Genomic DNA, 13,053 nt, shown 5'->3' on the forward strand with positions numbered 1-13,053 from the left:
CGACCGATGACCGCAACGCTTTCCCCCGACGACACGCCCCCGACCTTGCCCGGCGCCGGGACGCTCTATGGCCTGCCCGAACTGGCCGAGGCAGTCGCCACCGCGATCCAGATGGAAGAGAAGCACCGCGCGATGATCGAACGGCTTGAGGCCGCGATCTTGAAGCAGGCGCAGGATGCCGCCAACAGTGCGCGCCGCGCGGGTTTTGGCAAGCTCGACGCCCAGAACGCCGAAACCAAGATGGCCGCGAAGGCCCGCAATGACGTGCGCGCCGCGTCTGACGATGACCGCTGGGCGATCCTGCGCCAGCTCGACGCGCTGGCCTCGGGTCTGTCCGCCTCGGATGTTCTCTGGGCTTCGCCGGTGGTCGCTCTGGCCCGCGCCGGGATGGGCAGCGACAAGCGCACGAACCATATGGCGCAGCTTTCGGGCGCTGGCCCGGCGGAGTTGCGCACGGCGGCTGCGCTGGCCGCCGCCACGCTGGACAGGGTTCTGGGCGCCAGTGTAGCGGCCCTGCTGGACCGGATGCACGCAAAGCAGCGGATCGTGTCGCCGCAGGAACTGGCCGAACGCTTGATCGGTGACGATGTGCGGCAGGCCCGCGCGGCCATCGCGGCGGTGAAACAGGCGCACCAGCGCGCCCTGAACGCTGACCGCGAGTTTGCGTCTGGCCGCCGCAACGCCACCGCCCGGATCGCATCGGCGCTGGCCGACCGGGACGCGGCGAAGAACGCAGGCGCGGCTGTGGAGTTGGGGTGATGGATTTGGTCTGGTCGCGGCGGATCGCAGAAGCATACCCGACCCTTTTCCCGTGCCGCCTTCGTCAGGCCCATATGGCGCTTGTCGCCTGGGCCGAGGAGGCCAGCCCTGACGGCTGGCCCACACCCTCGGATGTGGAACGGTTCTCGCGGCTCTACGGTGTGCCGCGCGGCCCACTCGGGGCCTTGGTTGGAATGTTGTCGCGCCAGCCGGTGGCGGACCGGCGCGCGGTCTGGGTCGATGCTGTCCGTGAACCAGACAAGGCCACGCCGCACCTGATCCGCCAGCACGACCACAAGGTGGTCCGGGCCTTCGGATGGTTCTGCGCCACGACCGATCTGGGCTGGCTTCGCCTGCGCTCCCCGGTCCTGCACTGACCCTCAAACCGACCGCTTTCAGCGGTGGCGACCTTGCCCCGCCGTGAATCCAAGGAAACAGGGACGCGCAGGTCGTCCCCGGCGCGGCCCTTTCGGGGTGACCGTCAATGCAGGACGCGCTGCGCTGGGGCTGGTGCTGCCTCAGTCCAGCCATCCTGCTCCACATCATCCCACTCGCAGTCACGCTGGCCGTTGCGCCCGGCTTGGGCAAGTGCCCGCGCGGGACCTTCAATCCGGCCAATCCAGCGCTCCGGCCCAGTGTGCGCCGCCTCCGCCATCGCATCACCCAAGATCGCCGCCGCATGGTCAACCGGCCAGAGGTCATCGCGCATTGCAGCCAAGGCAAGCTCCGCGACCTCCAGCCCGGCCAGCGCCAGAAAGTGGTAGTCGATGCCATCGTGTTCCGGCGCGGCCTTGATCTGCTCCATCAGCCGGGCAATGGCCTGCTCATGCTCCTTCATATCCACGGGAGTGTTCCTTTCGTGTTTGGGCGGAGCGCCGCCCGACACCGCGCCGGGCGGCGCGGGGCTTCAGGCTGACTTGAAATTGAAAGTCACGCGCTCGCCGTCCATCGACACGCGGACGCTCGGATTGTCGGCTGTCGCGGCATTCAGCACCGCGACAGCCTCGTTCATCCGTTCAATTGCGCGGGTGAGGTATGGGTCGCCTTCGGGTGACTTCTCGGGCGTGGCCCAGAAAGTGGACCCTTCCTTGCTGTCCATATGAAGCGTGCAATGTCCCGCGAGGCGTCTGGAATATTGATCGACCCGCCTTGCCGCTTCGATGACCTCTGCGAAGGTCAGTTCGCGTTTGGTGTTCTCTCCCATTGATCTTCTCCTTTTCCATCCGGCCCCATTGGCCAGTGGAAGGAGAATTGCCACACCGCGCGCCCCGTGTCGGTCGCGCCAATCGGGCGCGGTTCCGGCGGGGATTAGTGCGACGGTTGGGCTGTTAACCTCTTGGGGAGGAAAAATTAACCAACAAGGTTGACAGCTCCGCGCGGACACCACATATTGGGTGTCGAACCACCAGGAGACCAACCATGACCACAGAAATCGGGAAGGAGCTGCGGAAACTGCGAATTGATGAGGATGAACGACTGTTGGATATGGCCGCAAGGCTTGAGAAGTCCTCCGCGTTCATCTCCGCCGTAGAGCGGGGGACTAAGACCCCGCCCGAAGGCTTTGTTGAGCTTGTGATCCGGGCCTACAGGCTGGCTGAGGATGCCGCAGCATCTCTCCGCCGGGCCGCCGACAGATCACGCAAAAACTTTACTCTGGAGGCAGACAGCCTCTTGGCGAGGGACACCGCAGGGCTGATGGCCCGCCGGATGAATTCGCTGTCCGAGGATGAGCTCAACAACATCTTCCAAATCCTCAGCAAGAAGGACGCGAAATGACTGAGACGAATGACTTCATTGTGCCGCCGCGCCGCTGGGCGGAAATCGGCGGCATCGCGGACAACCTCCGCCACCAACTCGGGCAGGCACAAACGCCCTGTGTGCCGGTGATCGAGATCATTGAGCGCGTGCTGGACCAGCGGCTCGGGCTCCTCAACTTTGAGGTTGGGAGCCAAAAGGAAATGGGCCGTGCGGAGGGCTACACCTGCCCCAAGGGCGAATTCATTATGCTCCGCGAGGATGTTTATGAGGGTGTCTGGGCGGGTGAGGGTCGCGCACGGTTCACCACCGCCCATGAGTTGGGCCACTGGGCGATGCATACCAACATCCCGCTCGCCCGGGCGCGGAGGGGGGATGGCACCCCGTCCTTCCGTCTGGCCGAGCCGCAGGCGAACCAGTTTGCCGCAGAGTTCCTGATGCCGGAGTGCTTCATTGACGCTCTGGACGATGAGGATGACCTGATACAGCGCTTCGGCGTCTCGTGGGAGGCGGCGCGCAACCGGCTGCGCTACCTCCACAAAAACGGGAGGCTCTAACGAAAGAAGGCTCAGGTTGGCGCCCGAGCCTCCTCGCAGATTTCTTCATCGTGCATCAGGGGCTTGACGATGCAGAGCCTCCCGGAAGCGCAAATCAGTCTCCTAAGCAAGACTGCACATAGCGCAATCTGGGTCTAAAGGCAAGATACGCCCCGAAGTGGAGAGTGTAATGACCAAGCGTCACACACCCCCTCCGCCGGGATACCGGTATGTCTTCCGCCCTTGGCGGACATGCCCAAAGACCGGCACCCGGCTCTACGCGAAAGCGTTTGGGCTGCGGGCGTGGCCTATTCTGATCCCGGAATAGACACCCCACCCAGATCAACGGGAGGCGCGATTAGCGTGCCTCCCACCCACCATGCACTAATGAAAGCAGAATAGATGAAATCGAAATCGTTCAAAGTTGGCCGCAGCGCCAAGACTGGCCGCTTCACCACGGTCAAGAAGGCCACGCAACGCAAGTCCACCCACGTGGTGGAGACCATCAAGAAGAAGTGACGGCCATCGTCGTGCCCTGCGACAGAGCTTCGCGGGGCACGACAGTTCACAGGAGATAAGCATGGTAGAATACACTGACCTGCCGCCCGAGGCGGCTGAGCTGATCCAGCGCCAGTATGACATTGACCGCGCCGACGCCGGACCAAAGGCCCCGGTTTCCAGCTTCCGCTACCGGGGCGTCCAGATTGAGAGCCGGTGGGCGGTCATGGCAGAGCTGGACACCATGCGCCGGATCATCGACGCGATGCCCGAGCTTATGGCGCGCCGTCTCGAAACAATCTGGTGCGATTCAAATGCCGGGGCTTGTTACACGGTGACCGTCCGGCCCGGCCTCTGGCTGCCCGACCTCCGCTGGGCAATCGCTGACGCTGTGATGGAGGCTGGGGGCGGCCACAACGGCATCATGGTCGAGGCGGACGGCGGCAATGGCTGCGACATCGACCCTGACTGGGGCGAGGTGGCGTGAGTCGCCTCCGGGTAACGCTGGGGTAACGCAGAATTGACCCGTTGCCGGTCCCGTAAGTGCTTGATTTCGTGGGGTGGGTGGTGCTGCTGGAGAGAATTGAACTCTCGACCTCTCCCTTACCAAGGGAGTGCTCTACCTCTGAGCTACAGCAGCCCGCTGTTTTCCAGATAGCTACCCCGGGCGTTACCCCGGATCAAGCGGGCTCTGGAAAAGCCCTTCAGTATCAGCCGCCTCTGCGCCCGGAGCCTCCCCTTACCAAGGGTGTGCTCTACCACTGAGCTACCACAGCATCCGTTCCGCCACCTCTGCGGATGCAGCGCGCGGCGTGAGGGGCCTTTTACATCAGTCCTGTTGAAGTGCAAGCCTTCTCTATGGCATTTTCGGTGGCTTTCGCAGCTTCCCGCGTCAGCCAAATGCCGCGCGCAGATCAATCCGCCCGGTCCCGGCGCCTTGTCGCGCCAGATCGGCCAGCGACTCGTGCAGGCGGGTCTCGATCCAGGCGCTGGTTTTCAGGCGATTCGGATCTGGATGGTTGCGAACTGCGCGGATGTAGGGGTTGGTGTTCAGCTCGAACACCGCGTGCCCGCTTTGCGACGCGGCAAAATCCACCCGGCCAAACTCCATTCCGGTAACGGCCATCACCCGGCGCACCAGCCCGTCATGCGGCCATGGCTCCAGGGCGGCGTGATCGGCGGCATAGGCCTCGGCCCCGGCCGCTCCCTCCACGCCGGATTTCGCCACCCAGTGATGATCGCTCACCGTCAGCCCCGGGATGATCGCATCGCCAACGCCATAGCCCGACAGCTTGCGAAACACCCCGTTCTGCTCCGCCACTCCAGTATATTCGATGAAGGCCAGATCGCTCAGCGTGTGCCCCTCCTCCAGGGCGCTTTTCAATGCCGCAGCGGCGGCGTCCGGGCCTTCCAACAGGTCTCCGATCACCCCGCGATGCGCCCAGAGCGTCCGCAGAAAAACCGGAAACCGCTCTGGCACCTCGCCCAAGGCTGGCAACCAGCAGGTAAAGCGGTTGATGCCCTCCCGGTGCAGCGCTTTCAACAAGGCCGCGCGCGGCAGGAACCGCGTTGGATCGTTCAGGACAGGTGCGCCCGCCGCCTTGACCCGCGCATGCAAGCGGGCGGCCACCTCAAGCCAGGGCGGCGACATCCGCTCGAAGTCGGTAAATATCGCCGCGCCCCCCGGCAGATGCCAGCGCCGCACCGCCTGTTCATAGCCGATCAGCTCGATCCGATAGCCATGTCGCCCGGCCCCTGCCCGCATCGCGCGAAAGGTGTTGCGCCGCTGCCGAGTGGTGAAAATCAGGAGGCGGGGCAGGGCTGGCATTGGGTTATCCTTGACAGAACGTGGTGAATCGGCGTTACTTTTCGCACGTTAACCCAAAATGCAGGACCGATAACATGACCAAGATTGACCCTTCCAAGCTGCTCGGCTTCAAACTCGATTCGGCAGAAGCCGAAGGCCTCAAGATGGGCAAAAAGGCTGGCATTAAACTTGGCGGTAAAGTCGGCGCCAAGGCAGGTGTGAAATCCGTCGCTGCCCCCCGGTCGTAAATGAGCGGCCTTTCGGGCGTGGCACCAGCACCGCCCTCTGATGACATCCTCTACGGCTTCGTTCCAGACCCGGCGCGAGGCCGCTTCCTTGATGCGCGGATGCATCACGAGCTCGCCGCCAGCTTGAGCCATTTGGCCGAAGCCAGCGCCGCAACGCCGGATGTCGCCGCCCCGCTCGCTGACGCCGCGCAACGCCTCGCGGCGGGCCAGCTTGTTGGCCCCGAAGCCTTCGCCCGCTACTTCCAGATCGCTGCCCAGCTCCTCGCGGACGAACCGAGCGGCCTGCCCGAACACCTCGCCGCGCTGACCCGCGAAATTGCCACGCCGCGCGGGGGCCTCACCGTCGTGCCACGCGGCGGCGCGGGCGAGCTTGATGCGTTGATGGAGCTGCGCATGGGCGCAGAAGCCGCCGATTTTGCCCTCTCCAGTGCGGCCAAGGCCGAAGCCCTCAAGGCCCGCCTCGCCGAAGCCTTCGCGCTGATGAAACAAGCGCTGCCGGATCTGCATGGCGAGTTGACCGCAATCACCCACAGGGTCGTCGCTGCAGAAGGGCGCAAGGACAGCAAGTTCCAGTTCGATGGCGCATCGCACTACCAGTTCTGGGGCATGTTGCTGCTGAACCCGGCCTTCCACCCCACCCGCCTCGCACTGGCCGAGGTGCTGACTCATGAAATCTCGCACAGCCTGCTCTTTGGGCTAACCATCGACGCACCGCTGGTGTTCAACCCGGACGACGCGCTTTACCCGTCGCCGCTGCGCGCCGATGATCGCCCGATGGATGGCATCTACCACGCCGCCTATGTCTCCGCCCGCATGGCCTGGGCGATGGAAAATCTGGCCGCCTCGCCGCACCTTACCCCCGAAGAACGCACCGACGCGCTGAACCGCGCGGCAGAAGACCGTGCGAACTTTGCCGCAGGGTATTCGGTGGTTGAAGCCCATGGTGACCTCTCCGATGCGGGCGCCGCAATCATGTCTCGCGCCGCCGCATGGATTGCCGCCCCGCACTGACGCCAGACTCTGGACGCGCCAAGCCCCATGCCTTATGGGGAGCGCATGGCGAAGACCCAAAAGCCCTCGCGCGAAGACCGGCTGAAACAGGCGCTCAAGGCAAATATGGCGCGCCGTAAGGCACAGGCTCGCGCACGCGCCGCACCGGATGATGCGGGGCAGCGGGCCACGAGTAGTAAAGAGGGCAGTGATGGACAGGATTCTGGTCAAAGGTAACGGCGCGCTTTCGGGAGAAATTCCGATTTCGGGGGCAAAGAACGCCTGCCTTACCCTCATGCCCGCAACGCTCCTTTCGGATGAGCCGCTTACCCTCACCAACGCGCCCCGCCTGTCGGATATCGCGACGATGACCGAGCTTTTGCAGTCGCTCGGCTGCGAGGTAACCTCGCTTCAGGCCGGGCAGGTGCAGGCGATGTCTTCGCATGATCTGAACAACCACAAGGCCGATTATGACATCGTGCGCAAGATGCGCGCTTCCAACCTGGTGCTTGGCCCGATGATCGCGCGGCTGGGCCATGCGGTTGTATCCTTGCCCGGCGGCTGCGCCATTGGCGCCCGCCCGATGGACATTCACATCCACGGCCTTGAGGCCCTTGGCGCCCAGATCGAGCTGAAAGAGGGCTACCTGCACGCCAAGGCCCCCTCGGGCCTCAAAGGCGCTGTGGTTGATTTCCCCTTTGCCTCGGTCGGCGCGACCGAAAACATCATGATGGCCGCCACGCTGGCCAAGGGCACCACCGTTCTCAAAAATGCCGCCCGCGAGCCAGAGATCGTGGACCTGGCCGATTGCCTGCGCAAGATGGGCGCGCAGATCGAGGGTGACGGCACCTCTGAAATCACCATTCAGGGCGTTGACAGCCTGCACGGCGCGACCCACCCCGTTGTCTCCGACCGGATCGAGCTTGGCACCTATATGCTGGCCCCGGTGATCGCCGGCGGCGAGGTTGAGTGCCTCGGCGGCAAGCTCTCGCTGGTGCAAAGCTTCGCCAACAAGCTTGAAGAGGCGGGCGTTGAAGTCACCGAAACCGCCCGTGGCCTCAAGGTCAAGCGCACCACCGACCGGGTGAAATCGGTTGATGTGGTGACAGAGCCGTTCCCCGGTTTCCCGACCGATCTGCAAGCGCAGATGATGGCGCTGATGTGCACCGCCGAGGGCGAGAGCGTGCTCGAAGAGAAGATCTTTGAAAACCGCTTCATGCACGCCCCTGAACTCACCCGCATGGGTGCCGAGATCGAGGTTCAGGGCGGCACCGCCACCGTCAAGGGCGTGGCGCGGCTGAAAGGCGCCCCTGTTATGGCGACCGACCTGCGCGCCTCGGTCTCGCTCATCCTCGCGGGCCTTGCCGCCGAAGGCGAAACCGTTGTCAGCCGCGTCTACCACCTTGATCGCGGCTACGAGCACGTGGTGCGCAAACTCTCCGGCATCGGCGCAAATATCGAGCGGATCAGCGGCGAATAATTGCCCGCCAGGTCGCGGGAGCAATCAACCGGACACAAAACCCCACGCGCCTCGCGCTCCGCGCTCCTGCCGCTGGCCTGTGGCGGAGGCTCCGGCAAGCATCCTTGCCACTCCCCTGCGGCACCGCCCGCCGCCTTCACCATGAAATGTCGCAAATGTCGCCCATATGGGGTGTGCATCCCTTGTGCATCGCTTGTGGCCCCCACAATCCTCCCCCTTTGTTCCGATCTTAACCCGCCTGTCCGCTTGAGACCGGGGCGCTTAGCGCCTATGTCTTTGACAACGTGACCCATCCCATCCCGCCCGGAGGCCCGCTTTGTCTGACGATGCCAAATTTGAAGACGGCGACGAACGCCCGATCTATATCGCCGCGATGGATGCAGGCTCTGTGCCGATCGTTGCGTCACTGGTGCAGGATGCAATCTTTCCCATCACCGAGATGAAATGGGATCGCGCGCACCGCGAATTTGCCCTTCTTCTCAATCGCTTCCGCTGGGAAGACAAGCCCCGCGCCGAGGCCAGTGGCCGCCCCTACGAGCGGGTTCAATCGGTGCTGCGGCTGGGCGATGTAACAGGCGTTTCCACGATGGGGATTGACCGGCACGATAGTGAAACCATCCTCTCCCTGCTCGATATCACGTGGCAGGAGGGCGAAGATGGCACCGGGGTTGTGGTGCTCACACTGGCAGGCGACGGCGCGATCAAGCTCACCGTGGAATGCCTTGATATCGTGTTAAAAGATGTCACCCGCCCCTACATCGCCCCCTCCGGCCACGCCCCCACCCACCCCGCCGTGTGAGCCAGCCGCGCCGCACCACCCGCGACGGCGAAGCCGTTAGCGCGCGGCGGCGTGAGGCCCAGCGCCATTTCCCCCCAGCCATTGGCGACTCTTACGATGAGGCCCGCCGCCTGCCGCTGTCGCACTTCGTCAACCGCTTGGAAATGCTCACCTTCTTCGGGGCCTTTTCTGCGGGCAAGCTCACGGGCTTCCTCGCCTATGTCCGCGAAGACGGCCTCAAGATTGACCATCGCGCCTGGATCATGTCGGCCTATGTCAGCCCTGCCCATCGCGGCACCGGCGCGGCCGATGCGCTGATGCAGGCCGCGCTTGCCCAGGCCCGCGCGGATGGCGTGCTTCAGGCAGAGCTTTATGTCTCCTCCGCCGCCCCCCGCGCCCAGGCGTTTTATGCCCGGCACAGCTTTGAGAGGGTGGGCGTGGCCCCCCGTGCGCTGCGCGTTAACGATATGTTTCACGATGAATGGCATATGATACGGCGTCTTGATGGTGATCTCACCGCTTGAGCGCATTCCGCAGGGCGGGTAAGAGGCGGGCAAAGGAGTTGCCATGCCCGTCTATCTCGACAGCAGCGAACCCGGCTTCGAGGCCGCTTTCACCGCCCTGCTGGGGGCCAAGCGCGAAGATGCGCCGGATGTCGATGATATCGTCGCCGGGATCATTGCCGATGTGCGCGCCCGTGGGGATGCAGCGGTGATCGAGTTGACGGCAAAGTTCGATAAGCTCGATCTCACGCCTGAGACGCTGGCCTTTTCCGAGGCCGAGATCGAGGCGCATTGCGCCCGCGTCCCCCCGGCAGAGGCCGAGGCGCTGGAACTCGCGGCAGAGCGCATCCGCGCCTATCACGTTCGCCAAATGCCCGAAAATGCCCAGTGGACCGATCCCGAGGGCGCAACCCTTGGCTGGCGCTGGGGTGCGGTTTCGGCGGCGGGCCTCTATGTGCCCGGCGGGCTGGCCAGCTACCCCTCCTCGGTGTTGATGAACGCCGTGCCCGCGCAGGTTGCCGGGGTGGAGCGGCTGGTGGTGGCCTGCCCCACGCCGGGCGGTGTGGTGAACCCGCTGGTGCTCTACGCCGCCCGTTTGGCCGGGGTGGAAACGGTTTACCGCATCGGCGGCGCCCAGGCGATTGCGGCCCTGGCTTATGGCACGCAAGCCATTGATCCAGTGGATAAAATCACAGGCCCCGGCAATGCCTTCGTGGCCGCCGCCAAGCGCCGGGTGTTTGGCCGCGTCGGGATTGATATGATCGCCGGTCCCTCCGAGATTCTCGTGATCGCCGATGCCGAGAATGACCCGGATTGGCTCGCCCTTGATCTGCTTTCGCAGGCCGAGCACGATGAAAGCGCGCAATCCATCCTCATCACCACCGACGCCGCTTTTGGCCGCAAGGTGGCCGAAGCGGTTGAGAAACGGCTGAAAACGCTGGAGCGCCGCGAGATCGCTGGCAAAAGCTGGCGCGATTTCGGGGCGGTCATTACCGTGCAAACCCTTGAAGAAGCTGCCAAACTCTCTGATCGCATCGCCCCCGAACACCTGGAGCTTTGCGTAGCCGACCCCGAGCCATTGGCCGCCCGCATCAAGCACGCGGGAGCGCTTTTCCTTGGTCAGTGGACCCCCGAAGCCATCGGCGATTACATCGGCGGCCCCAACCATGTGTTGCCCACCGCCCGCTCCGCCCGCTTCTCTTCTGGCTTGTCGGTGATGGACTTTCTCAAGCGCACCACCGTCGCCAGGATGACCCCCGAGGCGCTCGCCGCCATCGGCCCGGCGGCGGAAACACTGGCAAAGTCGGAAAGCCTTGAAGCCCACGGGCTTTCGGTGCGTGCCCGGCTCGACAAGCTCAATCGCTAGGACTTCGCTGCATTGCAGTATGCGCCCAGCCGCGCTACTCCTTTGGCAACTGCTAAAGGACGTGCGCCCATGAGTTGCATCTGCCGGATCGAGATCGACGACGCCAATCTGCCTCCGCCCACGCCGGAGATCGAGCAAGAGCGCAAGGTTGCGGTGTTTGACCTGCTGGAAAGCAATAGCTTCACGCCCGCGGCCCGCGATGGTGCAGACGTGCCCAAGGGCCCCTATCAGCTTCACCTTTCTATCCGCGACCGTCGCCTTGTGTTTGATATCGCTGATGAAAGCGGCGCAAGGATTGGCGCGTTCCACCTTTCGCTGTCGCCTTTCAAGCAGGTCGTGAAGGACTATTGGCAAATCTGTGAAAGCTATTACGACGCTGTCAAAAAGCTGCCGCCGCATCAGATCGAGGCGATCGACATGGCCCGCCGTGGCATCCACGATGAGGGCGCGCGCGTGCTGCAAGAGCGCCTTGAAGGCAAGGCCGAGGTTGATACCGACACCGCCCGCCGGCTCTTTACTCTCATCTGCGTGTTGCACTTCGGGAGCTAGGGGTTGGGCAAAAACTTCCCTTCGTCAGTGCTTTTTTGCTGTGATCACAATGCCATACGCTCGCCTATGGCCGAAGGGCTGATGAAGAAGTTCTATGGCCACGATGCCTATGTGCAATCTGCCGGGGTGTATAACGACCTTGATATTGACGGCTTCGCCATTGCCGTCTGCGCCGAGATCGGGGTGGAACTGGAGCGGCACAAATCGCGCAGTTTCGAAGAGATGCAGCAGTGGGGCGATGATCTTTCGGGGTTTGATCTGGTGGTCGCGCTCTCGCCCGCGTCACAGCGCCAAGTCCTTGAGTTGACACGGATCTACCACCTAGAGGTGGAGTATTGGCCGATCATGGACCCAAGCGGCCTGGGTGAAACCCGCGATGCCAAGCTTTCCGTCTACCGGCAGGTGCGCGATCAACTCGTGGAGCGCATGAGGGCACGGTTCGGCCCGCCGACTCACTAGCGCGCGCCACGCCAAGCTTTTGACGATCCCACCCGCCGCTGCCGCTTTTGCGCCCAGATGCGTCGACATTGCCGCAATTTCCGCCTTGCGCCTCTGTGAAACCGGCTTTATGGGCGGGGGTGGGACACCCTTCCCCAACGAAGGGCATATATCTGTAAGGATACCATCAATGGCTATCGAAGCTCCGGCAACGCGCCCGGCAAATCCGCGTTTTTCTTCTGGCCCCTGTGCCAAACCCCCCGTTTTCACACTCGACAAGCTGTCTGACGCCGCTTTGGGCCGGTCGCACCGTGCGGCCATTGGCAAGGCGAAGCTGAAAGAAGCGATCGAGACCACCCGCGAAATTCTTGGCGTTCCTGCCGATTATCGCATCGGGATTGTGCCCGCCTCCGATACCGGCGCCGTTGAAATGGCGATGTGGTCGATGCTCGGTGCCCGCCCCGCCACCATGGTGGCATGGGAGAGCTTTGGCGCTGGTTGGGTGACCGATGTGGTCAAGCAGCTCAAGATCGACGCGACCACCAAAACCGCCGACTACGGTGAGATCGTCGACTTTGCCGAGATCGACTTTGACACCGACGTTGTGTTCACCTGGAACGGCACCACCTCTGGCGTGTGCTTGCCAAATGGCGCGGCGATCCCGGCTAACCGCGAAGGGCTGACCATTTGTGATGCCACCTCGGCGGCCTTCGCGCAGGATCTGCCGTGGGACAAGCTCGATGTCACCACCTTCTCCTGGCAAAAAGTGCTGGGCGGCGAGGCGGCCCACGGGATGCTCATCCTGAGCCCCCGCGCGGTGGAACGGCTTGAAAGCTACACCCCCGCATGGCCGCTGCCCAAGATCTTCCGCATGACCAAGGGCGGCAAGCTGATCGAGGGTATCTTCGTGGGTGAAACCATCAACACCCCGTCGATGCTCGCCGTTGAGGATTATTTGCAAGCGCTGGCATGGGCCAAATCGGTTGGCGGGCTTGAGGGCCTGATGGGCCGGGCCAATGCAAATGCCCGTGCCGTATGGGATTTTTGCGACAGCCGCGACTGGATCGCCAACCTCGCAAACGATCCGGCGACCCGCTCCAACACCTCGGTTTGCGTCAAGTTCACCGATCCGCGCATCACAGATGGTGCGGCCTTCGCCAAGGCCGTCGCCAAGCGTCTGGAGGCCGAAAATGTGGCCCTGGATGTGGGCGCATACCGTGACGCGCCCGCAGGTTTGCGTATCTGGTGCGGTGGCACGGTAGAGACCGCAGACGTGGAAGCGATGCTGCCGTGGCTGGAGTGGGCCTATAACGTTGAAGTTGCTTCAATTTAAGACCTCTGGTAGC

At 63.5% G+C, this 13,053-nt stretch carries 18 protein-coding genes and 1 tRNA gene; 15 read left to right on the forward strand and 4 right to left on the reverse strand.

The genetic code is table 11. From position 1 onward, the window contains the following. The first annotated feature begins 6 nt into the window (after window positions 1-6). Both P1U55_RS05055 and P1U55_RS05060 read left to right on the forward strand, forming a co-directional pair. Window positions 7-759, forward strand: coding sequence for a hypothetical protein (locus tag P1U55_RS05055; RefSeq protein ID WP_301046437.1), 753 nt, complete (start codon window positions 7-9; stop codon window positions 757-759). Beyond that, window positions 759-1,136, forward strand: coding sequence for a hypothetical protein (locus P1U55_RS05060; RefSeq protein ID WP_301046438.1), 378 nt, complete (start codon window positions 759-761; stop codon window positions 1,134-1,136). Before P1U55_RS05055 ends, P1U55_RS05060 begins: the two co-directional genes overlap by 1 nt. A 104-nt stretch (window positions 1,137-1,240) precedes the next feature. On the opposite strand, the gene P1U55_RS05065 is transcribed toward P1U55_RS05060, so the two are convergent. Next, the gene (locus tag P1U55_RS05065; RefSeq protein WP_301046439.1) at window positions 1,241-1,603 is read right to left on the reverse strand and encodes a hypothetical protein; all 363 of its coding nucleotides are present in this window, start codon (window positions 1,601-1,603) and stop codon (window positions 1,241-1,243) included. A gap of 63 nt (window positions 1,604-1,666) precedes the next feature. Next, window positions 1,667-1,963, reverse strand: a complete 297-nt coding sequence (locus P1U55_RS05070; protein ID WP_301046440.1) for a hypothetical protein — start codon at window positions 1,961-1,963, stop codon at window positions 1,667-1,669. Between the two features lie 215 nt (window positions 1,964-2,178). Between P1U55_RS05070 and P1U55_RS05075 the strand changes: the two genes are divergently transcribed. The 3 genes from P1U55_RS05075 (at window position 2,179) to P1U55_RS05085 (ending at window position 4,035) form a co-directional block, all read left to right on the forward strand. Then, window positions 2,179-2,535: a helix-turn-helix domain-containing protein gene (locus P1U55_RS05075; protein ID WP_028955023.1), complete on the forward strand. Its 357-nt coding sequence runs from the start codon at window positions 2,179-2,181 to the stop codon at window positions 2,533-2,535. Continuing rightward, on the forward strand, window positions 2,532-3,071 hold the full coding sequence (locus tag P1U55_RS05080) for an ImmA/IrrE family metallo-endopeptidase (RefSeq protein ID WP_301046441.1): 540 nt from the start codon (window positions 2,532-2,534) through the stop codon (window positions 3,069-3,071). The genes P1U55_RS05075 and P1U55_RS05080 overlap by 4 nt, the downstream gene beginning before the upstream one ends. Before the next feature lie 559 nt (window positions 3,072-3,630). Continuing rightward, entirely contained in the window at window positions 3,631-4,035 is a 405-nt protein-coding gene (locus P1U55_RS05085) for a hypothetical protein (RefSeq protein WP_301046442.1), read from the forward strand. Between the two features lie 78 nt (window positions 4,036-4,113). Here P1U55_RS05085 and P1U55_RS05090 read toward each other — a convergent pair. After that, window positions 4,114-4,188, reverse strand: a tRNA-Thr gene (locus P1U55_RS05090). A gap of 252 nt (window positions 4,189-4,440) precedes the next feature. Further along, complete coding sequence (locus P1U55_RS05095; RefSeq protein WP_301046443.1) at window positions 4,441-5,376, reverse strand: hypothetical protein; 936 nt, start codon at window positions 5,374-5,376, stop codon at window positions 4,441-4,443. A 74-nt stretch (window positions 5,377-5,450) separates the two neighbouring features. Between P1U55_RS05095 and P1U55_RS05100 the strand changes: the two genes are divergently transcribed. From P1U55_RS05100 to P1U55_RS05145, 10 genes are all read left to right on the forward strand, one after another. Beyond that, window positions 5,451-5,603: a hypothetical protein gene (locus P1U55_RS05100; RefSeq protein ID WP_301046444.1), complete on the forward strand. Its 153-nt coding sequence runs from the start codon at window positions 5,451-5,453 to the stop codon at window positions 5,601-5,603. Continuing rightward, entirely contained in the window at window positions 5,604-6,614 is a 1,011-nt protein-coding gene (locus P1U55_RS05105) for an HEXXH motif-containing putative peptide modification protein (protein ID WP_301046445.1), read from the forward strand. A 27-nt stretch (window positions 6,615-6,641) separates the two neighbouring features. Next, window positions 6,642-6,830, forward strand: coding sequence for a hypothetical protein (locus tag P1U55_RS05110; RefSeq protein ID WP_301046446.1), 189 nt, complete (start codon window positions 6,642-6,644; stop codon window positions 6,828-6,830). Continuing rightward, window positions 6,805-8,073 (forward strand): UDP-N-acetylglucosamine 1-carboxyvinyltransferase, encoded by a 1,269-nt coding sequence (gene murA, locus P1U55_RS05115; protein WP_301046447.1) that lies wholly within the window; start codon window positions 6,805-6,807, stop codon window positions 8,071-8,073. Before P1U55_RS05110 ends, murA begins: the two co-directional genes overlap by 26 nt. 316 nt (window positions 8,074-8,389) lie before the next feature. Then, window positions 8,390-8,872: a DUF2948 family protein gene (locus P1U55_RS05120; RefSeq protein ID WP_301046448.1), complete on the forward strand. Its 483-nt coding sequence runs from the start codon at window positions 8,390-8,392 to the stop codon at window positions 8,870-8,872. Continuing rightward, on the forward strand, window positions 8,869-9,375 hold the full coding sequence (locus P1U55_RS05125) for a GNAT family N-acetyltransferase (protein ID WP_301046449.1): 507 nt from the start codon (window positions 8,869-8,871) through the stop codon (window positions 9,373-9,375). The genes P1U55_RS05120 and P1U55_RS05125 overlap by 4 nt, the downstream gene beginning before the upstream one ends. Window positions 9,376-9,418: 43 nt before the next feature. Next, complete coding sequence (hisD, locus tag P1U55_RS05130) at window positions 9,419-10,720, forward strand: histidinol dehydrogenase (protein WP_301046450.1); 1,302 nt, start codon at window positions 9,419-9,421, stop codon at window positions 10,718-10,720. A 69-nt stretch (window positions 10,721-10,789) separates the two neighbouring features. After that, window positions 10,790-11,269 (forward strand): UPF0262 family protein, encoded by a 480-nt coding sequence (locus P1U55_RS05135; RefSeq protein WP_301046451.1) that lies wholly within the window; start codon window positions 10,790-10,792, stop codon window positions 11,267-11,269. Window positions 11,270-11,335: 66 nt separating this feature from the next. Beyond that, complete coding sequence (locus tag P1U55_RS05140; protein WP_301046452.1) at window positions 11,336-11,728, forward strand: low molecular weight phosphatase family protein; 393 nt, start codon at window positions 11,336-11,338, stop codon at window positions 11,726-11,728. Between the two features lie 169 nt (window positions 11,729-11,897). Then, window positions 11,898-13,040 (forward strand): phosphoserine transaminase, encoded by a 1,143-nt coding sequence (locus P1U55_RS05145; protein ID WP_301046453.1) that lies wholly within the window; start codon window positions 11,898-11,900, stop codon window positions 13,038-13,040. The last annotated feature ends 13 nt before the right edge of the window (window positions 13,041-13,053 follow it).

Source organism: Vannielia sp. (genome assembly GCF_029212645.1).
Lineage (GTDB): Bacteria > Pseudomonadota > Alphaproteobacteria > Rhodobacterales > Rhodobacteraceae > Vannielia.

Coding starts and splice junctions, on each gene's coding strand:
- murA (WP_301046447.1), top strand. CDS start 6,805: ATGGACAGGATTCTGGTCAAAGGTAACGGCGCGCTTTCGGGAGAAATT.
- hisD (WP_301046450.1), top strand. CDS start 9,419: ATGCCCGTCTATCTCGACAGCAGCGAACCCGGCTTCGAGGCCGCTTTC.
- P1U55_RS05055 (WP_301046437.1), top strand. CDS start 7: ATGACCGCAACGCTTTCCCCCGACGACACGCCCCCGACCTTGCCCGGC.
- P1U55_RS05085 (WP_301046442.1), top strand. CDS start 3,631: ATGGTAGAATACACTGACCTGCCGCCCGAGGCGGCTGAGCTGATCCAG.
- P1U55_RS05080 (WP_301046441.1), top strand. CDS start 2,532: ATGACTGAGACGAATGACTTCATTGTGCCGCCGCGCCGCTGGGCGGAA.
- P1U55_RS05105 (WP_301046445.1), top strand. CDS start 5,604: ATGAGCGGCCTTTCGGGCGTGGCACCAGCACCGCCCTCTGATGACATC.
- P1U55_RS05060 (WP_301046438.1), top strand. CDS start 759: ATGGATTTGGTCTGGTCGCGGCGGATCGCAGAAGCATACCCGACCCTT.
- P1U55_RS05110 (WP_301046446.1), top strand. CDS start 6,642: ATGCCTTATGGGGAGCGCATGGCGAAGACCCAAAAGCCCTCGCGCGAA.
- P1U55_RS05100 (WP_301046444.1), top strand. CDS start 5,451: ATGACCAAGATTGACCCTTCCAAGCTGCTCGGCTTCAAACTCGATTCG.
- P1U55_RS05095 (WP_301046443.1), bottom strand. CDS start 5,376: ATGCCAGCCCTGCCCCGCCTCCTGATTTTCACCACTCGGCAGCGGCGC.
- P1U55_RS05140 (WP_301046452.1), top strand. CDS start 11,336: ATGGCCGAAGGGCTGATGAAGAAGTTCTATGGCCACGATGCCTATGTG.
- P1U55_RS05135 (WP_301046451.1), top strand. CDS start 10,790: ATGAGTTGCATCTGCCGGATCGAGATCGACGACGCCAATCTGCCTCCG.
- P1U55_RS05075 (WP_028955023.1), top strand. CDS start 2,179: ATGACCACAGAAATCGGGAAGGAGCTGCGGAAACTGCGAATTGATGAG.
- P1U55_RS05145 (WP_301046453.1), top strand. CDS start 11,898: ATGGCTATCGAAGCTCCGGCAACGCGCCCGGCAAATCCGCGTTTTTCT.
- P1U55_RS05070 (WP_301046440.1), bottom strand. CDS start 1,963: ATGGGAGAGAACACCAAACGCGAACTGACCTTCGCAGAGGTCATCGAA.